This is a genomic window from Pseudomonas sp. P9_31, assembly GCF_034008235.1.
In the GTDB taxonomy this organism is placed as follows: Bacteria; Pseudomonadota; Gammaproteobacteria; order Pseudomonadales; family Pseudomonadaceae; genus Aquipseudomonas.
Genome location: NZ_CP125375.1, coordinates 402,666 through 425,498, shown reverse-complemented (window position 1 = coordinate 425,498; position 22,833 = coordinate 402,666). Strand labels below are relative to the sequence as shown.

20 protein-coding genes are annotated in these 22,833 nt (G+C 60.2%); 11 read left to right on the top strand and 9 right to left on the bottom strand.

The genetic code is table 11. The annotated features are described in order from the left end of the window. Positions 1-31 precede the first annotated feature (31 nt). A complete protein-coding gene (locus tag QMK51_RS01895) occupies positions 32-283 on the top strand; it encodes a YfhL family 4Fe-4S dicluster ferredoxin (RefSeq protein WP_003195146.1) in 252 nt (83 codons plus the stop codon). Between the two features lie 92 nt (positions 284-375). On the opposite strand, the gene QMK51_RS01890 is transcribed toward QMK51_RS01895, so the two are convergent. Genes QMK51_RS01890 through QMK51_RS01880 form a run of 3 tightly spaced genes read right to left on the bottom strand, consistent with a single transcriptional unit; the run spans position 376 to position 2,409 of the window. Next, entirely contained in the window at positions 376-699 is a 324-nt protein-coding gene (locus tag QMK51_RS01890; RefSeq protein ID WP_008007378.1) for a multidrug transporter, read from the bottom strand. A gap of 54 nt (positions 700-753) precedes the next feature. Further along, positions 754-1,566: a bifunctional DNA-formamidopyrimidine glycosylase/DNA-(apurinic or apyrimidinic site) lyase gene (gene mutM / locus QMK51_RS01885; protein ID WP_052964970.1), complete on the bottom strand. Its 813-nt coding sequence runs from the start codon at positions 1,564-1,566 to the stop codon at positions 754-756. Between the two features lie 30 nt (positions 1,567-1,596). Continuing rightward, entirely contained in the window at positions 1,597-2,409 is an 813-nt protein-coding gene (locus tag QMK51_RS01880; RefSeq protein ID WP_258700643.1) for an HDOD domain-containing protein, read from the bottom strand. A gap of 345 nt (positions 2,410-2,754) precedes the next feature. Here QMK51_RS01880 and QMK51_RS01875 point away from each other — a divergent pair, with 345 nt between their 5' ends. The 5 genes from QMK51_RS01875 (at position 2,755) to ilvD (ending at position 9,749) form a co-directional block, all read left to right on the top strand. Further along, complete coding sequence (locus QMK51_RS01875; RefSeq protein WP_017341306.1) at positions 2,755-3,951, top strand: class I SAM-dependent rRNA methyltransferase; 1,197 nt, start codon at positions 2,755-2,757, stop codon at positions 3,949-3,951. Positions 3,952-4,383: 432 nt separating this feature from the next. Next, entirely contained in the window at positions 4,384-5,463 is a 1,080-nt protein-coding gene (locus tag QMK51_RS01870; RefSeq protein WP_320393011.1) for a SagB family peptide dehydrogenase, read from the top strand. Continuing rightward, complete coding sequence (locus tag QMK51_RS01865) at positions 5,460-6,437, top strand: diiron oxygenase (protein ID WP_320393010.1); 978 nt, start codon at positions 5,460-5,462, stop codon at positions 6,435-6,437. Before QMK51_RS01870 ends, QMK51_RS01865 begins: the two co-directional genes overlap by 4 nt. After that, complete coding sequence (locus QMK51_RS01860) at positions 6,430-7,650, top strand: MFS transporter (RefSeq protein ID WP_320393009.1); 1,221 nt, start codon at positions 6,430-6,432, stop codon at positions 7,648-7,650. The genes QMK51_RS01865 and QMK51_RS01860 overlap by 8 nt, the downstream gene beginning before the upstream one ends. A 257-nt stretch (positions 7,651-7,907) precedes the next feature. Then, positions 7,908-9,749, top strand: coding sequence for a dihydroxy-acid dehydratase (gene ilvD / locus QMK51_RS01855; RefSeq protein ID WP_258698622.1), 1,842 nt, complete (start codon positions 7,908-7,910; stop codon positions 9,747-9,749). 150 nt (positions 9,750-9,899) lie between these two features. Here the strand turns inward: ilvD and QMK51_RS01850 are convergent, their stop codons facing one another. Continuing rightward, the gene (locus QMK51_RS01850; RefSeq protein WP_320393008.1) at positions 9,900-10,967 is read right to left on the bottom strand and encodes a haloacid dehalogenase-like hydrolase; all 1,068 of its coding nucleotides are present in this window, start codon (positions 10,965-10,967) and stop codon (positions 9,900-9,902) included. Positions 10,968-11,205: 238 nt separating this feature from the next. Between QMK51_RS01850 and QMK51_RS01845 the strand changes: the two genes are divergently transcribed. Then, positions 11,206-12,597 carry an L-cystine transporter gene (locus QMK51_RS01845; protein WP_320393007.1) on the top strand — a complete coding sequence of 464 codons (1,392 nt, stop codon included), beginning with the start codon at positions 11,206-11,208 and terminating at the stop codon, positions 12,595-12,597. A 123-nt stretch (positions 12,598-12,720) separates the two neighbouring features. On the opposite strand, the gene QMK51_RS01840 is transcribed toward QMK51_RS01845, so the two are convergent. Further along, positions 12,721-13,233, bottom strand: coding sequence for a dihydrofolate reductase (locus QMK51_RS01840; protein ID WP_320393006.1), 513 nt, complete (start codon positions 13,231-13,233; stop codon positions 12,721-12,723). A gap of 85 nt (positions 13,234-13,318) precedes the next feature. Here QMK51_RS01840 and QMK51_RS01835 point away from each other — a divergent pair, with 85 nt between their 5' ends. Then, entirely contained in the window at positions 13,319-14,698 is a 1,380-nt protein-coding gene (locus QMK51_RS01835) for a DUF2868 domain-containing protein (RefSeq protein ID WP_320393005.1), read from the top strand. Continuing rightward, positions 14,691-16,067: a GTPase/DUF3482 domain-containing protein gene (locus QMK51_RS01830; RefSeq protein ID WP_320393004.1), complete on the top strand. Its 1,377-nt coding sequence runs from the start codon at positions 14,691-14,693 to the stop codon at positions 16,065-16,067. Before QMK51_RS01835 ends, QMK51_RS01830 begins: the two co-directional genes overlap by 8 nt. Positions 16,068-16,169: 102 nt before the next feature. Here QMK51_RS01830 and QMK51_RS01825 read toward each other — a convergent pair whose 3' ends face one another. Beyond that, positions 16,170-18,455: a heavy metal translocating P-type ATPase gene (locus QMK51_RS01825; protein WP_320393003.1), complete on the bottom strand. Its 2,286-nt coding sequence runs from the start codon at positions 18,453-18,455 to the stop codon at positions 16,170-16,172. An 84-nt stretch (positions 18,456-18,539) separates the two neighbouring features. Between QMK51_RS01825 and cadR the strand changes: the two genes are divergently transcribed. Beyond that, a complete protein-coding gene (cadR, locus tag QMK51_RS01820) occupies positions 18,540-18,989 on the top strand; it encodes a Cd(II)/Pb(II)-responsive transcriptional regulator (RefSeq protein ID WP_258698615.1) in 450 nt (149 codons plus the stop codon). Positions 18,990-19,112: 123 nt separating this feature from the next. Here cadR and QMK51_RS01815 read toward each other — a convergent pair whose 3' ends face one another. The 3 genes from QMK51_RS01815 to QMK51_RS01805 form a co-directional block, all read right to left on the bottom strand. Then, positions 19,113-20,084, bottom strand: a complete 972-nt coding sequence (locus QMK51_RS01815) for a thymidylate synthase (RefSeq protein ID WP_320393002.1) — start codon at positions 20,082-20,084, stop codon at positions 19,113-19,115. A 63-nt stretch (positions 20,085-20,147) separates the two neighbouring features. Next, the gene (gene lgt, locus QMK51_RS01810) at positions 20,148-20,963 is read right to left on the bottom strand and encodes a prolipoprotein diacylglyceryl transferase (protein ID WP_320393001.1); all 816 of its coding nucleotides are present in this window, start codon (positions 20,961-20,963) and stop codon (positions 20,148-20,150) included. Between the two features lie 82 nt (positions 20,964-21,045). Beyond that, a complete protein-coding gene (locus QMK51_RS01805) occupies positions 21,046-21,828 on the bottom strand; it encodes a sulfite exporter TauE/SafE family protein (RefSeq protein ID WP_320393000.1) in 783 nt (260 codons plus the stop codon). Between the two features lie 134 nt (positions 21,829-21,962). On the opposite strand from QMK51_RS01805, the gene QMK51_RS01800 reads away from it, so the two are divergent. Then, entirely contained in the window at positions 21,963-22,709 is a 747-nt protein-coding gene (locus tag QMK51_RS01800) for an NRDE family protein (RefSeq protein WP_320392999.1), read from the top strand. The last annotated feature ends 124 nt before the right edge of the window (positions 22,710-22,833 follow it).

Genomic DNA, 22,833 nt, shown 5'->3' with positions numbered 1-22,833 from the left:
GCCCGGGCCTGCCGCCCCGGCTGGAGTTAGCATGTCCCTGATCATCACCGACGATTGCATCAACTGCGACGTCTGCGAACCCGAGTGCCCGAACGCCGCCATCTCCCAGGGCGAAGAGATCTACGTGATCGACCCGAACCTGTGCACACAATGTGTCGGCCACTACGACGAACCGCAGTGCCAGCAAGTCTGCCCGGTGGATTGCATCCCGCTGGACGAGGCCCATCCGGAAACTGAAGAACAGTTGATGGAGAAGTACCGGAAGATTACCGGCAAGGCTTGAAAGCCTGAAAAGATCGCAGCCTTCGGCAGCTCCTACCCTGGAATGCGTACACCAGCAGGAGCTGCCGAAGGCTGCGATCTTTTGATTCTGCTTCACTCCCGCTGCTCAAACCCTTCCCCGATGCACCCCAGACACCGCACAAACGCAGCTTTCGCCGGGTCGACCACCAACGCCTGCCCCGCATCGCCAATGCCACCACCCAGCGCGGTAAACGGCAACGACACCACAAACGCCCCGGCACCGATCACCGTCGCCACCACCAATAACGGTCGGGCAATCAGTAAATCACCAAGCATGGCGTAGGCCGGTGGGTTCTGGATGGTGTAACGCGGGTCGCCGCTGCCGTTCTCAGCCGCCAGCGCGGGCGCACCGACGCTCAGTAACAGCGCAACGACAAGGGTTCGAAACAGATTCATGGCACGGTCCTTCGGCTAGGCAGTGAGAACACTGACTATAGACCGTAGCCGATATCAGCTCTGACAACGCGGGCAAAAGACGCTGGCGCGCTGCCCCAGCTTGACTTCCCGCAGCCCGGTGCCACAGACCTTGCAGTGTTCACCGCCACGGCCATACACAAACAGTTCCTGCTGGAAGTAACCTGGCTGACCGTCGCCGCCGATAAAGTCCCGCAACGTGGTACCGCCCCGTTCGATGGCCAGGGCCAGGATGCGCTTGATCTCGATCGCCAGCTTCAAATAGCGCGCCCGTGAAATGCTCTTGGCTTCACGGCGCGGGTCGATGCCGGCCGCAAACAACGCTTCGGTCGCGTAGATATTGCCGACGCCGACCACCACCGCGTTGTCCATGATGAACGGTTTGACCGCCATGGAACGCCCGCGGGATTGCTGGAACAGTCGCTCGCCGTCAAACAGGTCGGTCAACGGCTCCGGCCCGAGTCGAATCAGCAGTTCATGGTTGAGTGGGTCGAGACTCCAGAGCATCGCCCCAAACCGTCGCGGGTCGGTGTAACGCAGGGCCAGGCCCGATTCCAGTTCGATGTCCACATGCTCATGCTTGGCCGCCGGCATGCCGGCTTCCACCAGTCGCAGATTCCCCGACATGCCCAAATGGCTGATCAACGTGCCGACTTCGGCATTGATCAACAGGTACTTGGCGCGCCGCTCCACCAGCACGATGCGCTGCCCGGACAGCCGCACATCCAGGTCTTCGGGGATCGGCCAGCGCAGACGGCGCTCGCGAACGATCACCCGGCTGACGCGCTGGCCTTCCAGATGCGGTGCAATTCCGCGACGGGTGGTTTCGACTTCCGGCAATTCAGGCATGGGGCTCTCGAATCAGGCGAGGTTCGACACTCAGCGAGTGGCGAGGTCGCGAATCTCTTGTTTCTGGGTTTCGAAATCGTATTCCGATAAACCGATGTAATCGAGCACCAGGGGCCCGACGAGGTTCCATTCATGGTCTTCGGACTGGTTACCCAGTACCCGGAAGGAGGCGCAAATGTGTTCGGCCATCTTCAGGAGCGCCAGCAGATTTTTCAGCGGCGTATTGCGGGACGACTCATCGCTGAAAATGGCCAGGGCGTTGTGATGATTGGCAATGGCCTGGGTGACATGTTCGGGCAGGCGCCAGGATTTGGCGGTGTAATACCCGACCACGGCGTGGTTGGTGTTGTATTGCTTGTTCTCGGTATCCACCACGCGACATTCGGCGCTGGCGTTGCCATAGGCCTGTTCCAGCACTTTCATGTAGTCGGGGAATTTCTTGAGCATCAACGGGATGCCGCAATCGTGGAACAGCCCCAGCGCATAGGCCTCATCACCAGCCTGGACGCCGACACGCTTGGCCAGGGTCAGGCACGTCATCGCCACGTCCTGTGCTGTGTCCCAGAAACGGTTGAGGGTGACGATGGCGTCGTCGTTCAGCTCACCCTTGATCGATTGCGCATTGATCAGGTTGATGATCGAACGGCTGCCCAACAGGTTCACTGCCCGCTGGATCGCGGTGATCTTGTTACTCAAACCGTAGTACGGCGAGTTGACGATCTTCAGCAAGGCGCCGGAAAGACCTGGGTCCTGGGAGATCAGCTTGGCGATCACCTCCAGGTCCGGGTCGGGCATGTACTGCTCCATCTGCAGATCCACCATGATCTGCGGCTGGGCCGGCACGCTGATGCCTTGCAGGGACTGTTGAATCTGTTCGGTCGTCAGTTCTTGGGACATCAGTACGCACTCCGGGTCAGGCGGGAATTCTAACCCTTAAAAAGAAGGATCAGACACATCCGCAGCTATGTCGCCGAAATTTCATTTATTGCCCAGAACAAATGCACTCCCTGTGGGAGCGAGCCTGCTCGCGATAGCGTCGGATTAGCCAACATTGATGCTGAATGTACCGCCGTCATCGCGAGCAGGCTCGCTCCCACAAGTTGCAGGCCCCCTCACCGCATGTCCATCCGCCAAGCCGAGCCCTTGCGCAACACGCTATACTCCCGCTCTTTTTTCCGGAGCGACGTCATGTCCCTGCCTAGCCTGCGCCTCAAAGCCAACGCCGACCGACGCCTGCGAAACGGCCACTTGTGGGTTTACAGCAACGAAATCGATGTAGCCGCTACTCCTTTGCACGGTTTCAAGGCGGGCGATCAGGCGATTCTCGAAGCCGCCGGCGGCAAGCCGCTGGGCATCGTTGCCATGAGCCCGAACAACCTGATCTGCGCGCGCCTGCTGTCGCGCGACATCAAGTTGCCGCTGGACAAGTCGCTGCTGGTGCATCGCCTGAACGTTGCCCTGTCCCTGCGCGATCGCCTGTTCGACAAGCCGTTCTATCGTTTGGTCTATGGCGACTCCGACCTGCTGCCAGGCCTGGTGGTCGACCGTTTCGGCGACATTCTGGTGGTCCAGATCGCCTCGGCGACCATGGAAGCGCACAAAGATGACGTGATCGCGGCACTGACCCAAGTGCTCAAGCCAAGCGGCATTCTGTTCAAGAACGACTCCGCTGCCCGTGACGCTGAAGGCCTCAATCGCTATGTCGAAACCGTGTTCGGCCTGGTGCCGGAATGGGTGGCGCTGGAAGAGAACGGCGTGAAGTTCGAAGCGCCAGTCATCCAGGGACAGAAAACCGGCTGGTTCTACGACCACCGCATGAACCGCGCGCGTCTGGCACCTTATGCCAAAGGCAAGCGCGTGCTGGACTTGTACAGCTACATCGGCGGCTGGGGCGTGCAAGCGGCCGCCTTCGGCGCCAGTGAAGTGTTCTGCGTCGATGCTTCGGCCTTCGCCCTCGACGGCGTGGAGCGCAACGCCGCACTGAACGGTTTCGCTGAAAAAATGACCTGCATCGAAGGCGACGTGTTCGAAGCCCTGAAAGAGCTGAAAGCCAGCGAAGAACGTTTCGACGTCATCGTGGCCGACCCTCCTGCTTTCATCAAACGCAAGAAAGACATGAAAAACGGTGAAGGCGCCTACCGTCGTCTGAACGAGCAAGCCATGCGCCTGCTCAGCAAGGACGGCATTCTGGTCAGCGCCTCGTGCTCGATGCACCTGCCGGAAGACGATCTGCAGAACATCCTGCTGACCAGCGCCCGTCACCTGGACCGCAACATCCAGATGCTGGAGCGTGGCGGTCAAGGCCCGGATCACCCGGTACACCCGGCGATTGCCGAGACTCGTTACATCAAGAGCATCACCTGCCGTCTGCTGCCAAACAGCTGAGTACGCTGGTTTGACGGGGAGCCCACAGGCTCTCCGTCAGCCGTTCCAACGCAGCACCGACTCTTCAACCCCAACTTCTTACTCTGCAGCCCTACAGACTTGCAGGACGTTTCCCTGCATCTTTTATTTGAAAGAACATAACTTACAAACCTGTTCCAACCGTAAGATCGCTCCGACAAAATTACTGGAACATTCCTACTTAATATCCCCTTGATAAGCGTTCATTACAGCCTATGATTGAGTTGTCACCGCAAAGTGACACTCACTATCAATGACAAGGAGTCAAAACATGAAAGCAATTACTCTGGAAGCTAACAAGATCGCTAATCTGGCTTTTCTGGTTGCGCCAAAAGCCCGCTAAGTAAATGAGACGCTGGGGAGTGCCGGCTACCCAGCGTTTTCTTTGGCACAGCCCAGAGCGAACCGCCCATCATGCAGATAAACCCATATTTATTCATACTTCCTCGCACGCCCGGCCAAATAGTCTGGGATTACAAAAACCACAAACAATTTGAACTAAGCCCTGAATACTCGAACAGACTTACGCAACTTATCAACAACCCCAAACTGTATAACGACAGCAATATAGTTGACACTCAACTCCTAAACGCAGGAATACTGACAACATCAATACAAGGCGCTGTTGAATGGGGTTGGGATGAACTATCGAAGATCTTCCATATCGGCACCAAAAACATTCCCTGCGAACATGTCCCTCAGGATATTCATGAATGGTCGAGACACTACCTGGACCATTGCACCGACGTGCTGGCCGCTCCTGCACCGGGCAACCGACCCACAGAACGCCAGGCGCGGGAGCTGATTGCCCTGCCAAAACCTTCCTGCCTGCCGGAAGGGTCTCTTGCCAACGTCCTGATCGGCCGAAAAACCTGCCGCACCTTCATCGATGCTGCTGTTTCACTGGATGCTATCGGCACGCTGCTTTACCTGTCCCTGGGCTACTTGCATGAGCGCGAAAACGATGTCGACGAAACCCTTGTCGAAGGCCTCGATGCCCGGCGCAGCAGCCCATCCGGTGGCGGACTGAATGCCTGCGAAGGCTTTCTTCATGTACATAACGTCAACGGCCTGAAACCCGGACTCTACGCCTATCATCCCACCGAGCATGCACTGAGCTTCGTTAACCCGGCACCTGAATCGCCGCTGGGGCAGCTGCTGTGTGGGCAGCACTTCATCAACAACCTGCCAATGGGCCTGTTCATCACCGCTCGCTTCGACAAGTTGTGGTGGAAATATGAACACTCGCGAGCCTACCGAATGGCCTTCGTGGAGGCCGGGCATATTTCTCAGACGTTCCAGTTGGTGGCCACTGCGCTGGGGTTGAACACCTGGCTGACGGGGGCGCTGGCCGATGATCAGGTCGAGGCCTTGCTTGGGCTTGAAGACAGTGCGGAGCAACCGCTGTTTTTTGTCGGTTGCGGGCAGAGCGACGGGCAAGTGATGTGCAAGGAATTGAAAGATCTGCTGAGCAGTCGGGAGCCGCAACAATGACCGCCCCCATCGTTGCTCCAATAGATCCCCCCGTTTCCCGGGCGCTTCGTTTCACCCTCGGCGACTGGAATAACCGCGCCTCGGTGCGCACCAGCGAGCACGACTATCTATTACCGCCAGACCTGGAGCAGCAACTGGAAACACGCCACTGGTTTCCCCCGGGGTTTCTGGCTTACCTGAATCACCCGGCTATCGAAGCATTGGGTCAAACTGTCACCCATCGGCTGTCGGCCAATCATCTGGTGTACTTCCTCGACTACACCACCTTGCTCGAACACCGCATCGTCAACCGATCCGTGGAAACCATCATCCACGGGGAACTGAAGGTCCACATCCCCTCACGGATGAAGACCGCCGCGCTTCAGCTTTATACCGACGAGGGTTATCACGCCCTGTTTTCCAATAGCCTGGCCGAACAAATTGCCAGGTTCTACGGGATCAGCCTGCGCCCGGTCATGCCCCACCGCATAACCCGATTGAACACCCTGCTCGACCACGCGCCTGAAACACACAGGGCGCTGGCCTGGTTTCTCGTCGGGTTCGTGTCGGAGACGATCATTGCCAAGGAACTGCTCGACGTCTGCCGCGACGATCTGGTTTCCAGCGTCCGGGCAATGCTCAGGGACCATCTGGCGGACGAGGCGCGCCACAGTCGCTATTTCTCTGAAGTGTTCCATTACCTGTGGCTGACGCTGAACAACCGTCAACGCATGTTCGCCGCCAGACTGCTGCTGGACATCATCCGGATTTTCTTCGAGGCCGATGAACGATGGCTGCGGGAAAGCCTGCACAGCGCGGGTATCGGCGAGACCACCCTCACGGAAATTCTCGGCGGACAGACTACCCCCCAAGCCACCCTTCAAAGGACGCGATCCGGTGCTGACGCGACGCTTCAGGCGTTGAAACAGGCCGGCTTCTTCGACCTGTCTTACAACCAGCATCTGTTCATGAAGGCAGGACTTATCGATGGATAAAGGGCACTCTGCGGCGACCGTCAAACAGCATCGAGGGGCGGTCAGCCTGTTGTTGGCAATGGTGCTGCTTGGCGTGTTCCCGCTGGATGTCCTGCTGCCCTCGTTCCCTGCGCTTGCCGAACACTTTCGCAGCACACCCGCTGATATTGCGCTCTCGATCAGTCTGTTTGCCGTCGGTATAGCGGCCTCCCAACTGCTGATCGGGCCGCTGTCGGATGTAATCGGGCGCAAAGGACTGTTGCTCGCCGGAATAACCGTTTCGATGCTGGGTGCGGTGGGCTGCACACTGGCCAAGGACTATGTCTACTTCCTGCTGTTCCGTGTCATTCAGGCGCTCGGCTGCGGGTGTTTCGTGTTGTCACAGGCACTGGTTCAGGATCTGTTCGAGGGTGAGGAACGTGACCGGTTGCGGATCCTGATGGTCACCGCCACCGGCGTTTTCATCTCGGTCTCACCGTTGGCCGGCACGCTCCTGCAAGCCACGCTGGGCTGGAAAGGCAGCTTCTGGGGGTTTACCGTGCTGGCTGGAATAGTGCTGCTCAAAGCCTGTTTTTTTCTCGAAAACACTCGGCCCGCGGCAACCGGAGCGCGACCGAATATCTTCCAGCCCTACCGCTGGGTCTTGTGCGATTTCGACTTCCTGTCCTACTGGCTGATTTCAGCCTTTGCATTCGCCTGCCATTTTTCCTTCATCGTCATTTCACCGCTGATTTTCATGGATCAGCTCCAGCTATCGACCTATGACTTCTCGCTGATCCTGCTGGTATACGGCGGTGCCTACATCGTCGGCGGCATGGTTGCGACGCTGCTGGGTAAACGCATCAGTCCCGGTCATCAAATCATCAGCGGGCTGAGCCTGATCCTGTTGTCCGGCCTGATCATGCTTTACCTCTCAAGCCACTTTGCGCTGTCCCCGATCACCGTCCTGGTACCGATGCTCATCTGTACCGCCGGCACCACCATCGCCAGACCGGCCGCCACCTCCAAAGCCATGAGCCTGTTCCCCGAAAATGCGGGAACCTCGGCATCGGCCGGCAGCACAGTGATTTTCATCTGCGGCGGGTTGATCAGTGCGCTCATCAGCTTGAGCCCGGCCAACCTGCAATCCACCCTTGGATACAGCTTCATCATCTTGAGCAGCGTGGCGCTGGCGCTCAACAGTCGTATCAATCGCCGAGCCAAAAGCCCGCAAGCCAGCCCAAGCGTCGAATAACCTCGCCGATCGTCACCCCACACGCCCCGTCAGCGCTGGATCAACGCTTTCCGGCATTCCCTCCTGACGCCAGCGGTGTAGAATCGCGAGATTCATCGCCAGTCATCCCCCGGCGGGTTTATGAGCTCAAGCTGAAGCGCGCGGCGATCCCGCAAAGTCATCGGCAACTTCCGGACACACGGCCATTTCTGAGTGTTCCAGACGTCAATAGAAGCTCACTTCCCTTTTGATACCTGATTAGCCGCCCGGAGTGCTCCATGCCTGATTACCGCTCGAAAACATCCACCCACGGCCGCAATATGGCCGGTGCTCGCGCACTGTGGCGCGCCACGGGGATGAAAGATGACGACTTCAAGAAGCCGATCATCGCCATTGCCAACTCCTTTACCCAGTTCGTACCGGGCCACGTGCACCTCAAGGATCTGGGCCAACTGGTCGCTCGCGAAATCGAACGGGCCGGCGGCGTAGCCAAAGAATTCAACACCATCGCCGTGGATGACGGCATCGCCATGGGCCACGACGGCATGCTCTATTCGCTGCCGAGCCGCGAGATCATTGCCGACTCCGTCGAATACATGGTCAACGCCCACTGCGCCGACGCCATCGTCTGCATCTCCAACTGCGACAAGATCACCCCCGGCATGCTGATGGCCGCCTTGCGCCTGAACATTCCGGTGATCTTCGTTTCCGGCGGTCCGATGGAAGCCGGCAAGACCAAACTGGCCAGCCACGGTCTCGACCTGGTCGATGCCATGGTAATCGCCGCCGACTCCAGCGCATCCGACGAGAAAGTCGCCGAGTACGAGCGTAGTGCCTGCCCAACTTGCGGCTCCTGCTCCGGCATGTTCACCGCCAACTCGATGAACTGCCTGGTTGAAGCCCTGGGTCTGGCATTGCCGGGCAACGGTTCGACCCTGGCCACCCACAGCGACCGCGAACAGCTGTTCCTGCAAGCCGGCCGCACCATCGTCGAGTTGTGCAAGCGTTACTACGGCGAGAACGATGAGTCGGTGTTGCCGCGCAACATCGCCAACTTCAAGGCGTTCGAAAACGCCATGACCCTGGACATCGCCATGGGCGGTTCCACCAACACCATCCTGCACTTGCTGGCCGCGGCCCAGGAAGCCGAGATCGATTTCGACCTGCGCGACATCGACCGCCTCTCCCGCCATGTACCGCAACTGTGCAAGGTCGCGCCGAACATCCAGAAATACCACATGGAAGACGTGCACCGTGCCGGCGGGATCTTCAGCATCCTCGGTTCCCTGGCCCGTGGCGGCCTGCTGCACACCGACCTGCCGACCGTGCACAGCAAGAGCATGGCCGAAGGTATCGCCAAGTGGGACATCACCCAGACCAACGACGAAGCGGTGCATCACTTCTTCAAGGCCGGCCCGGCGGGTATCCCGACGCAAACCGCGTTCAGCCAGTCGACCCGTTGGGAAACCCTGGACGACGACCGTGAAAACGGCTGCATCCGCAGTGTCGAACACGCTTACTCGAAAGAAGGCGGCCTGGCCGTTCTGTACGGCAACATCGCGCTGGACGGCTGCGTGGTGAAAACCGCCGGTGTCGACGAGTCGATCCACGTCTTCGAAGGCAACGCGAAGATCTTCGAAAGCCAGGACAGCGCCGTACGCGGCATCCTCGCCGACGAAGTGAAGGCCGGCGATATCGTGATCATTCGTTACGAAGGCCCGAAAGGCGGCCCGGGCATGCAGGAAATGCTGTACCCGACGTCTTACCTGAAATCCAAAGGCCTGGGCAAAGCCTGCGCCCTGCTCACCGATGGCCGCTTCTCCGGCGGGACCTCGGGCCTGTCCATCGGCCACGCTTCGCCAGAAGCCGCTGCCGGCGGCGCGATTGGTCTGGTGCAGGATGGCGACAAGGTACTGATCGACATTCCGAACCGCTCGATCAACCTGTTGGTCAGCGACGAAGAACTGGCCGCGCGCCGGGTCGAGCAAGACAAGAAAGGCTGGAAGCCAGTGGAAAAGCGTCCACGTAAAGTGACCACTGCACTGAAAGCCTATGCCCTGTTGGCCACCAGCGCCGACAAGGGTGCGGTACGTAACAAAGCGATGCTCGACGGGCTGTAATACTTAACCGCCGAACAAAAAATGCCCCGCCAAGTGCGGGGCATTTTTTTGCGATCGACTCGGGCAACTGCCATCCACAAACTTGCAGGCAACCCGCTCCCACATGGGTTCTATGTTGCCTTTGAGAGTGAGCTTGGCCGCGATTCGGTGTTATTGGATCTCTTCAGGCTTGACGATCACCCAGTTCTTGTCTGCCGTCACCGCCAACCCTTCTTTCGCCTGGGCTGCCGCGTGCTTGGCCATCATGCCGTTAATCTGGGTCATGTACTTGTCTTTGCGGTTGACCCACAAATGGATGCCGCCCTTGGACACGTCGACGCTGTGGAACAGCATGTAACCGTCGCTGCTCGGGGTATCGCCGCCGACAAGAACCGGTTTCTTCCATTCATCGATGTAAGTCAGGATGGCCGCCTGCTTGCCGGCCATCCAGGTGGCCGGGGTCCACAGGTACGGGGTCAGTTCCAGGCCCAGGTTAGCCTTCTCATCATACTTGCCGGCAGTAATCTGCTTACGCGCCGTGGTCAGCTCGCCAGTCTTGCGGTCCTTGAGCAGCGTGGTCACGCCGATCACGTTCTGCGGTTTGACGTTGTAGCCGTACTTCGGGTCGGCAGCGACCATGCGCACCAGCTCTTCGGAGGCGGCGGTCATCACATAGACCTCGATGCCGTTCTCCATCAGCTTGTTGTAGAGCTCTTTCTGGCCGGTGAAGATTTTCGGCGGGTTGACGTCGATGGTCTTGACCACGTCGCCGTCGTAATAAGTGCTCGGTACCGGTTTGCCAGACGCCATCAGCTCATCGACGTTGCCCTTGAGCTCCTGAAGCGTGAAGCCGGAGAACACTTGGGCGACCCATGGATAGCAAACCATGTCGTCGATTTCGCAGAGGCGATAGTAGTAGCTGAACAGGCTTTCCTTATGGTCGGCGGTGTCCTTGAACGGCATCAGTTTCAGGGAGGGATCGAGGCTCTCGCGAGTGATCAGGCCCTTGTTTTCCATGAACGGCAGCAACGACTCTTCGAGGTCGTAGCGGTAACTGGTGTTGTCCATGTCGAACACCGCAAAGTTACCCTTGTTGGCATTGGCTGCGATCATCGCGTCCAGCGCCTTGGCCTGATCGGCTGGCCAGTGCTTCAGGTCAGTAGCGAACGCCTGGCCGGCAAGGCCAAGGCTCAAACTCAATCCAAGTGCAGTAGCAAGAAATTTCGGTGCAAGCTTCATCGGCGTTTCTCCCCGTTTCAAAGAAATCGACGCTAACAAATAAGTGTGACAGTCCTCGCCTGCCCGCGACCGCTTGCATCCTGATTCCGCCAGCGGCATTCCTCATCGCGCCATCGGCTTATTCCAAAAACGACAGTCGACCGCTGTTTTTGATATTAATTCATTACATATCAAGCTGTTAGGCTTACCGGTTCGCAGTCACACACGAAGGTGGCTGGCACAAGTCTATGGAGCCTCTATGAATCTGCCGCTGATCCTCAATCTGCTGGTGTTCCTCGCCTTGCTCTTTGGCCTGGCGCAAACCCGTCACACCACCTGGAGCCTGGCCAAAAAGGTGCTGCTGGCGCTGGTACTGGGCGTGGCGTTTGGTGTCGCCCTGCACACGATTTTTGGTGCGGGTAACCCGGTACTGAAAGCCTCGATCGGCTGGTTCGATCTGGTGGGCAACGGTTACGTGCAGTTGCTGCAAATGATCGTGATCCCGCTGGTGTTCGCCTCGATCATCAGCGCCGTGGCCCGTCTGCACAACGCTTCGTCGCTGGGCAAGATCAGCTTCCTGACCATCGGCACGCTGCTGTTCACCACCGCCATCGCGGCGCTGATTGGCATCGGCCTGACCAACCTGTTCGGCCTCACCGCCGAAGGCCTGGTCGCCGGTACTCAGGAAATGGCTCGCCTGCAAACCATCCAGACCGACTATGCGGGCAAGGTCGCCGACCTGAATGTGCCGCAACTGTTGTTGTCGTTCATCCCGCAGAACCCGTTCGCCGACCTGGCTCGCGCCAAACCGACGTCGATCATCAGCGTGGTGATCTTCGCCGCATTCCTTGGGGTCGCGGCGCTGCAATTGCTCAAGGATGATGTCGAGAAAGGTCAGAAAGTGATCAACGCCATCGACACCCTGCAAGCCTGGGTGATGCGTCTGGTGCGCCTGGTGATGAAGCTGACCCCATACGGCGTATTGGCGCTGATGACCAAAGTGGTCGCTGGCTCCAACCTGCAAGACATTATCAAGCTCGGCAGTTTCGTGGTGGTGTCCTACATAGGCCTGGGTTTGATGTTTGTGGTCCATGGCCTGCTGGTATCGGCCGCCGGAATCAACCCGCTGCGGTTTTTCCGCAAGATCTGGCCGGTGCTGACGTTTGCCTTCACCAGCCGCTCCAGCGCCGCCACCATTCCGCTGAGCATCGAAGCCCAGACCAGCCGTTTGGGTATTCCACAGTCCATCGCCAGTTTCGCCGCCTCGTTTGGCGCGACCATTGGCCAGAACGGCTGTGCCGGTCTGTACCCGGCAATGTTGGCGGTGATGGTCGCGCCGACCGTGGGCATCAACCCGCTGGACCCACTGTGGATCGCGACATTGGTGGCGATTGTGACGCTGAGTTCGGCCGGCGTGGCCGGGGTCGGTGGTGGCGCGACCTTCGCCGCGTTGATCGTGCTGCCGGCCATGGGTTTGCCGGTGTCACTGGTGGCGTTGCTGATTTCGGTTGAGCCGCTGATCGATATGGGGCGTACGGCGTTGAACGTGAGTGGGTCGATCACCGCTGGGGCGATTACCAGCCAGATCATGCAGCAGACGGATAAAGCGTTGCTGGAGACGGATGAGCATTCGGAGTTGGCTCACGCTTAAGTCTTTCAGCGACTGGGCGGGCCTCTTCGCGAGCAGGCTCGCTCCCACAAGGGATCTATGGTGTTCACACGGTGTGTGTTTCACCACAGAACCAATGTGGGAGCGAGCCTGCTCGCGATGCTTTTAAACCTTTTCCCAAACTTCGAAGTTGTAGGCAGGCTTGTCACCCTCCGCCGGATTCGGAACATTCGACACCAGTTTCCACTGGTTCAAATCAAACTCCGGAAACCACGCATCCCCTTCCGGGCTCAGCGCCACGCGGGTCAGGTATAGCCGATCAGCCTGTGCCAACCCTTGCGCATACAACTGCGCGCCGCCAATCAACATCACCTCATCGACGCCCTGCTCGTTCGCCCATTGCTGCGCCCGAACCACCGCTGCCTCCAGCGACGGATACACCTCCGCGCCTTCCAGCTGCAGATCCGCCTGACGGCTGACCACGATGTTCAACCGGCCCGGCAGCGGACGACCGAGGGAATCCCAGGTCTTGCGACCCATGATGATCGGCTTGCCGAGGGTGGTGGCCTTGAAGTATTTGAAGTCCCCCGGCAAGTGCCAGGGCATGCTGTTGTCGACGCCGATCACACGGTTTTCACCGAGGGCTGCGATCAGGCTGAGGGGGAGTGATTTAGTCATGCCGGCGAGGATACCAGAGCCTCACTTACCCCGATAAGCGTCACAGCGGTTATGCTCATCGCTCAATTAAGCGACGGAATGCCGCGTGACTGAACTGACTCCCCTGCAAAACCTCTGGCTGAGCGAAACCATCCGCCTGCGTGAAGAACACGCCGGCCCCCTGGATGATCTGGAAGCCAACCGAATCGCCCGTAGCGCTGGCGGCGACCTGCCGACGCGCATTCAACGCCGCGCCCTGTGGCTGGCCGAACGCGACGGACAGACACGCGCCCTCAAACACTGGCTGCAAGGCGCGCGACTGGCGCTGATCGTGCTGGCCGTGCTGGCGGTGATCAGCGGCGCCGGCCTGGCGTTTGCCGCGCTGGGTGACGGTCAGACCCCGGTCAATGTGTTCTGGGCGTTGGGCAGCCTGCTCGGGCTGAACCTGATTCTGTTGCTGAGCTGGGCCCTGGGTCTGGTGTTCGCCGGCGAACACGGTGCCGCCCTCGGACGCGTGTGGCTGTGGCTCAGTGAAAAATTCGCCCGCGATGCCAACGCCGCGCAACTGGCACCGGCGCTGCTGCTGTTGCTGCAACGGCAGAAACTCAATCGTTGGGCGTTGGGTGTGCTGGTCAACGGACTGTGGTTGCTGGCGATGCTCAGCGCCTTGGTGATGGTGCTGACGCTGATGGCGACCCGGCGCTACGGCTTCGTCTGGGAAACCACCATTCTCGGCGGCGACACCTTCGTCGCCATGACCCAGGCCCTCGGCGCCTTGCCAGCCTTGCTCGGTTTCAGTGTGCCCAGCGTGGAGATGATTCGCGCCAGCGGCGATGCCGCGCTGAACATCGAAAGCGCTCGCCAGGCCTGGGCGGCGTGGCTGGTGGGCGTGCTGCTGGTGTACGGCGTTTTGCCGCGCCTGCTCCTCGCACTGTTCTGCCTGTGGCGTTGGAAAACCGGGCAAGCGGCCTTGCGTCTGGATTTGAACCTGCCCGGCTACGCCCAACTGCGCGAACGGCTGATGCCCACCAGCGAACGGCTGGGCATCAACGACGCCGCGCCTGAGCAACTTCATCGGGTTGAAAACGCGGCCAGCGATCTGCAAAGCGATGGCGCGCTGTTGGTGGCCATCGAGCTGGACGATCAACGTCCCTGGCCGCCGCAGCTGCCGAAAAGCGTCAACAATGCCGGCGTCCTCGACAGCCGCGAGTCCCGGCACAAACTGCTCGAACAGCTGAGTCGCTTTCCCCCGGCTCGCCTGGCTATCGCCTGCGATCCCCGGCGTTCGCCGGACCGTGGCAGCCTGGCGCTGATTGCCGAACTGGCCCGCAGCGCCACCGCCACCCGCGTGTGGTTGCTGCAAGCGCCCCCCGGCGAAGCGCTGGATGCCGAACGCCTGGGCGACTGGCATGTGGCGCTACAACAACTGGACCTGCCATTCGCCGATTGCGCACCGTTGAACTGGCTGGAGACGGGTCATGACTGATGCCTGGAAACAGCCGTTGAAACTCGCCGTGGTCGGCCACACCAACGTCGGCAAAACCTCGTTGCTGCGAACACTGACGCGGGATGCCGGTTTCGGCGAAGTGTCCCATCGCCCCAGCACCACGCGCCATGTCGAAGGCGCGCGATTGTCGGTCGACGGCGAGCCGTTGCTCGATCTGTTCGACACGCCGGGCCTGGAAGATGCCATCGCCCTGCTCGACTACCTCGAGCGCCTGGAGCGGCCCGGTGAACGCCTCGACGGCCCGGCACGGCTGGCACGATTCCTTGAGAGCAGCGAAGCTCGGCAGCGCTTCGAACAGGAAGCCAAGGTGCTGCGGCAACTGCTCGCCTCGGATGCCGGCCTCTACGTGATCGACGCCCGGGAGCCGGTGCTGGCCAAGTACCGCGACGAACTGGAAGTACTGGCCAGTTGCGGCAAACCGCTGCTGCCGGTGCTGAACTTTGTCAGCAGCGCCCAGCATCGCGAACCTGACTGGCGTGAAGCCCTGGCGCGATTGGGCTTGCACGCATTGGTGCGGTTCGACAGTGTCGCGCCGCCGGAAGATGGCGAACGCCGACTCTATGAAAGCCTCGCGCTGCTGCTGGAAAACTCTCGTGAACAGCTGGAACGCTTGATCGCCGATCAACAGGCCCAACGCCTGGCCCGTCAGCAGAGTGCAGCGCAGCTGATTGCCGACTTATTGATCGATTGCGCCGCCTGCCGCCGCAGTGTGGTCAGCGAGGCGGAGCAGGAACAGCAAGCGATCGGCGAACTGCGCAAAGCGGTGCGTCAGCGCGAACAACGCTGCGTCGAGGCCTTGCTCAAGCTCTACGCCTTCCGCCCACAAGACGCGGCAGCCAGTGACCTGCCGCTGCTTGATGGCCGCTGGGGCGATGACTTGTTCAACCCGGAAACCCTGAAACAGCTCGGTGTGCGGGTTGGCGGCGGCATCGCGGCCGGTGCAGCGGCCGGGGCCGGGGTCGACTTGCTGGTGGGCGGCCTGACCCTCGGCGCGGCGGCGCTGGCCGGAGCGATTGCCGGTGGCGCCCTGCAAACCGCGCGCAGTTACGGCAGCCGCCTGCTGGGCAAGATCAAAGGCCAGCGAGAACTGACCGTCGACGACAGCGTGCTGCGGCTGTTGGCCTTGCGCCAGCGGCAATTGCTGCAAGCCCTGAACCAGCGCGGGCATGCGGCGATGGACAGCATTCAGGTCGCTACACCGCAGGACAAGACCTGGCGCGAAGGCAAACTGCCGGAAGCGCTGAACAAGGCTCGGGCGCATCCGCAGTGGTCGTCGCTCAATCCTCATTCGAAGTTGAATCAGGCGGAGCGGCAGGAACAGGTTGAGGTGTTGGCGCAGCAGTTGTAGAGCCCGGGTGATGTGTTGTTCAGGCGGGCGCCTTCGCGAGCAAGCCCGCGAAGGCGCCAGACCAGTCACCGCAATGCTTAAGCCGGAGCCTCAGCAAATCGTCTATTTGCGCAACAGGCGCAAACCGTTGAACACCACCAACAGGCTCACGCCCATGTCGGCGAACACCGCCATCCACATGGTGGCGAGCCCGGCGAAGGTTACCCCAAGAAAGATCGCCTTGATGACCAATGCCAAGGCGATGTTCTGTTTGAGGATATTCGAGGTCTGCTGCGACAGGCGGATGAAGGCCGGGATTTTGCGCAGATCGTCGTCCATCAGGGCAACATCGGCGGTTTCGATGGCGGTATCGGTACCAGCAGCCGCCATGGCGAAACCGATTTCGGCACGCGCCAGAGCCGGAGCATCATTGATGCCGTCGCCGACCATGCCGACGTTATGGCCCTGTGCATAAAGCGCTTCGATGGCCTGTAGCTTGTCGGTTGGCAACAAGTCGCCTTTCGCCTGATCGATACCGACTTGAGCAGCGATTGCCTGGGCGGTGTGGACGTTGTCGCCGGTGAGCATCAGGGTTTTGATGCCCAGATCGTGCAGTTGCCGGATGGCCTCGCGGCTGGACTCTTTCACGGTGTCGGCCACGGCAAACAGCGCCAGCGGGCCGGACTGGTCGAGCAGCAGCACCACCGACTTGCCCTGTTTCTCCAGAGCAAACAGCTTTTCTTCCAGCGCCGGAGAACACAGGCCCAAATCTTCCACCAGGCGGTGGTTGCCCAAGTGGTAGAGCTCACCGTTGATCTCCCCACGCACACCACGCCCCGCCAGGGCTTCGAAGTTATCCACAGTCAGCGGCGCAAGTTGTTTATCCACAGCCGCATTGACGATGGCCAGCGATACCGGGTGATCCGAACGACCGGCCAGCGCCGCCGCAATAGCCGGGGCAGTTTCATCAGCGGTCGGGTCGAGGGACAGGTAGTCAGTCTGCACCGGTTTGCCGTGAGTGAGGGTGCCAGTCTTGTCGAGGGCCAGGTAATCGAGTTTGTGGCCGTGCTCCAGGTAGACGCCGCCCTTGACCAGAATCCCTTTGCGCGCCGCTGCCGCGAGGCCGCTGACGATGGTCACCGGGGTGGAAATCACCAGTGCGCACGGGCAGGCGACTACCAGCAACACCAGCGCCCGGTAGATCCAGTCGAACCACAGCGCATCCATGAACAGCGGCGGGATCACTGCCACGGCCAGGGCCAGTATGAACACCGCCGGTGTGTAGATTTTCGAGAAGCTGTCGACGAAACGCTGGGTCGGTGCCCGCGCCCCTTGGGCCTGTTCCACGGCGTGGATGATCCGCGCCAAGGTCGAATGGTTGGCCGCAGCAGTCACGGTATATTCCAGCGAACCGGACTGGTTGATGGTGCCGGCGAACACCTTGTCGCCGACGGTTTTCTCTACCGGCAGGCTTTCGCCGGTGATGGGCGCCTGATCGATGGTCGAGCTGCCGGCCACCACTTCGCCGTCCAGACCGATTCGTTCGCCGGGACGCACTCGCACCCGTACACCCAATTCGATGTTTTTCACCGGTTGAGCGACCCAACTGCCGTCGGCCTGCTGTACCGTGGCTTGCTCGGGGGTCATCTGCATCAGCCCGCCGATGGCGTTGCGTGCCCGGTCCAGAGACCTGGCTTCGATCAACTCGGCCACGGTGAACAGGAACATCACCATCGCCGCTTCCGGCCATTGACCGATCAAAATCGCGCCGGTCACCGCGATGCTCATCAGCGCGTTGATGTTCAGGTTGAGATTTTTCAGGGCAATCCAGCCCTTTTTGTAAGTGCTGAGGCCACCGCTGAGGATCGAGATCAGCGCGATAACCGCCACCACCCAATTGGGCGCAGCGTTAGTGAAGTGGATAACTTCAGCCGCCAGCGCACCAACGCCGGACAGCGCCAATGGCCACCAAGGTTTTTTCTGTGGCACAGGAGTTGGCGCTTCGACGCCTTGTTCCAGTGGCTCGGCGTGCATGCCGAGGGATTTGATGGCGTCGATTATGGGCGCGGTGCCCGGCAGGTCGTGGGTCACGCCCAGCACGCGGTTGATCAGGTTGAATTCCAGTTGCTGCACGCCCGAAAGCTTCCCGAGTTTGTTCTGGATCAGCGTCTGCTCGGTCGGGCAGTCCATGGCCTCGATGCGGAAATTGCTCAGCCGCGCGCCGGCGGTCGGCGTCTCGCTCAACTTGATCAGCGATGGCGCCGCGACTTTGGAGGAACAGCAGGAATCGCCGTGGCCGCCATGGTCATGTTTCTGCACAGGCTGCAGCTTGTGGCTGTGATCGTGATCGTGATCGTGATCGTGATCGTGATCAGCCTCGGGTTTGTGGGTGTGAAGAGAATCGCTCATTGGTCGCGTCCATGAAGGTGCCTGTTGCCAAGTAAAGACCCTGTAGCCACTATAGGGTCAAGCATCCTTTTGGAGATTGTCGCGATGAAAATAGGAGAACTGGCGAAACTCACCGACTGCGCCGTGGAAACCATCCGCTACTACGAGCGCGAAAACCTGCTACCGGAGCCGGCCCGCAGCGACGGAAATTACCGCGTCTACACCCAGGCCCACGTCGAGCGCCTGACCTTCATCCGCAATTGCCGCACCCTGGACATGACCCTCGAGGAAATCCGCAGCCTGCTGGCCCTGCGCGACAGCCCGCAGGATCAATGCGAAAACGTCAACGCGCTGATCGACGAACACATCCACCATGTGAAGGCACGAATCGACGGCTTGCTGGCCTTGCAGACACAACTGCTCGACCTGCGCCAACGCTGCAGCGAAGGGCCGGATATCGATCAGTGCGGGATTTTGCAGCGGTTGGAAGTGAGCGGCGGGGTGGTGGCGACGGAGGTGGAGCATTCCCATGTCGGGAGAAGTCATGGGCATTGAGAACACCACAAATCAAATGTGGGAGCGAGCCTGCTCGCGATGCCGGCCTGACAGTCAACAATAATGCTGAATGTGACGGCCTCATCGCGAGCAGGCTCGCTCCCACAAGGTTTGCGCTAAACCTTATACCGCCATCGGCGCGGTCATCGGCGCGTGGTGCTCATAGCCTTCGAGCGAGAAATCACTCGGCTCGATCAACTCCAGCCATTCCGGCTGATAAACACCGGTCTTGGCAAACTCCGGCACGCGGTCAGAAATCACCAGTTTCGGCATCGGGAACGGCTCACGCTTGAGCTGTTCGTTGAGCATATCCAGGTGGTTTTCGTAGACGTGGGCATCACCGATGAAATAGGTGAACCAACGCGGCGTGTAACCGGTCAGGCGACCGATCAGGCTCAGCAACGCGGCGCCTTCGGTGAGGTTGAACGGCGTGCCCAGGCCCAGGTCGTTGGAGCGGATGTAGAGGGTCAGGGAGATTTCCTTGGTCTCGACATTCGGGTGGAACTGGTACAGCAAGTGGCACGGCGGCAGGGCCATTTCGTCGAGCTGGGCGACGTTCCAGCCGTGGAACAGGATGCGACGGCTGCCCGGATCCTTGATGATGGTGTCGACGCACTGGCGAATCTGGTCGATCGCCTTGTACAGCACCACATAAGCCTGACCGTCCTCTTCGCCTTCGGCGATCTGACGATAACCCTGGCTCAGGGTCTGCTCGATGGCGGCCTGATTACTGATCGGGATCTGTTTGTACGCCGGCCATTTGCGCCATTGCACGCCGTAGATCTCGCCGAGGTCATCTTCGCCCTGACGGAACGGGTTGGCCAGCCACTGGGCGTTTTCGTTGGCGTTCTGGTCCCAGACCTTGCAGCCCAGCGCACGGAATTCAGCAGCGTTGTTCACCCCGCGCAGAAAACCGCACATCTCGCCGATGGCGGATTTGAAGGCCATCTTGCGGGTGGTGATCGCCGGGAAACCTTCCTGCAAATCGAAGCGCAGCATCGCACCCGGAAAGCTGATGGTGTTCACGCCGGTGCGGTTGGCCTGTTTGGTGCCGTTCCTGATGACGTGGGCGACCAGTTCGAGATATTGCTTCATGAATTACCTGTGTCCTTGAACCCGGGACCGAAGCCCCAGGGTTCGAATGTATAGCGCGGCGTCTTAAACAGCTGGAGCAACCGGAGCCGCCGGGGCGCGTCGATAAGCCAGCCAGATCAGGAACAGACCGCCGACGATCATCGGTACGCACAGCACCTGGCCCATGGTCAGCCAGTTCCAGGCCAGATAGCCCAGTTGCGCGTCCGGTACGCGAACGAATTCGACGATGAAACGGAAGATGCCATAGAACAGCGCGAACATCCCGGACACCGCCATGGTCGGCCGCGGCTTGCGCGAGAACAGCCAGAGGATGGCGAACAGCGCCACGCCTTCGAGGGCGAACTGGTACAGCTGCGACGGGTGACGCGCCAACTGCGCCGGATCGCTGAACGGCGGGAAGACCATCGCCCACGGCACGTCAGTCGGCTTGCCCCACAACTCGGCGTTGATGAAGTTACCGATGCGCCCGGCACCCAGGCCGATCGGCACCATCGGCGCGACGAAGTCCATCAGCTGGAAGAACGACTTGCCGTTCTTTCTACCGAACCACAACGCCGCGAGCATCACGCCGATGAAGCCACCGTGGAACGACATGCCACCCTTCCATACTTCGAAGATCAGCGTCGGGTTGGCCAGATAGGCATGCAGATCGTAGAACAGCACATAACCCAAGCGGCCACCGACGATGACGCCCATCGACATCCAGAACACCATGTCGGAGAGTTTCTCCTTGGTCCAGGTCGGGTCGAAGCGGTTCAGCCGACGGGACGCCAGCAGCCACGCGCCGCCGATGCCGACCAGGTACATCAGGCCGTACCAGTGGATTTTCAGCGGACCGATGGCCAGGGCCACCGGGTCGATCTGCGGGTAAGGCAGCATTGCGACTCCTCGTTAGAGTTGAAACCTTCAAATTCCCGGGCGACGCTGTCACGCCAGGATTAAGCCAGGATTGCGTTACACGTCAGAGCAAGAAGCTCAAGCCGACGCAAAACAGCAAAGCGGCAAACAGTCTTTTCAGCAAGCGCGCCGACAGCTTGTGGGCCAGTCGAGCACCGATGCGGGCGAAGACCATGCTGGTCAAGGCGATCCCCAGCAGTGCCGGCAAATACACAAAACCGAGACTATGGGCCGGCAGCAGTGGATCGTGCCAGCCCAGAATCATGAAACTTAATGCACTTGCCAAGGCGATGGGCAGGCCACAGGCCGACGAAGTGGCCACCGCTTGCTGCATCGGCACGCTGCGCCAGGTCAGGAACGGCACGGTCAACGAGCCGCCGCCAATCCCGAATATCGCCGAGGCCCAGCCAATGACGCTGCCGGCCACGGTCAGGCCGACTTTGCCGGGCACCGTTCGGCTGGCCTTGGGTTTGAAGTCCAAAGCGAGTTGAACAGCGATGATCAGCGCGAATACGCCAATGATCTTCTGCAAATTCGGCCCGGAGATCGCTTCGGCGGTCAGCGCGCCGAAACCGGCACCGATCAGAATGCCGAGGGTCATCCAGGCAAAAATCGGCCAACGCACGGCGCCACGGCGATGATGCTCGCGAACCGCATTGACCGACGTAAAGATGATCGTCGCCAGAGAGGTGCCGACAGCCAGATGTGTCAGGATCGACGGATCGAATCCCTGCAAAGTGAAACTGAACACCAGCACCGGGACGATGATGATCCCGCCGCCTACCCCGAACAGCCCGGCCAGCACGCCCGCACAGGCGCCCAGCGCCAGATAGAGCAGAAATTCCATGGCCACATCCCCAAGCATCCCAAATCAGGAGCGGCATGGTAACGGATGCATGGCCTCGGGCTCCACTGTGGATGGCGATGGATCGATGAGCGATGTCTGCGTAGAGTGAGCAAAAAACACACAAGGACCACCTTATGTGCCTGATTGTTTTTGCCTGGCGGCCGGGTCATGCCCAGCCGCTGATCGTGGCGGCCAACCGCGACGAATTCTATGCCCGGCCCAGCCTGCCCCTGGCGCAATGGCCGCATGCCCCACATGTGTATGCCGGTCGCGACCTTGAGGCCGGCGGTACGTGGCTCGGTGTCGGCGCCAACAGGCGCTTCGCGGCACTGACCAACATTCGTGATCCCCTTCAGCCAACGGCGCGCAAGTCGCGGGGTGAACTGGTGGCGCAGTTTCTCAGTGGGGATATGTCGCTTGAAGACTATTTAAACGACGTTATCCGACGTTCGCCTGAATACGCCGGGTTTAATCTGTTAATCGGTAACGCCAGCGAGTTGTGGCACTTCAATGCCCGGGAGACCGAAGCGGTCAGGCTCAAGCCTGGGGTTTATGGGTTATCGAACGCAGGGCTGGATACGTCATGGCCAAAAGTGCTCAAGGCCAAGGCAGCGTTGAGCGAGGTGCTGGACGATCCGCAGCCGCAGGCACTATTGGCCTTGCTGAGCGATCCGCAGACGGCGCCGCTTGCCGAGCTGCCGGACACCGGCGTGGGGCAGGCCACCGAGACGTTGTTGTCGAGCGTGTTTATCAAGAGTCCGACTTACGGGACACGGGCGAGCACGGCGTTGATCGTGCAGGCGGATGGAGTGCGGCATATGGTCGAGCGGAGCTTCGGGCCGTATGGGGGGCATTTGGGGGAAGTTGAGGTCAGGATTTGAAGGTCGAGCGATAAACTGTGGCGAGGGAGCTTGCTCCCGCTCGGTTGCGCAGCAGCCGCGAAACCAGACAACCGTGTCTCAATGAAAGAACACGGTTGCCTGAATCGGGAGTCCTTCGGCCTCC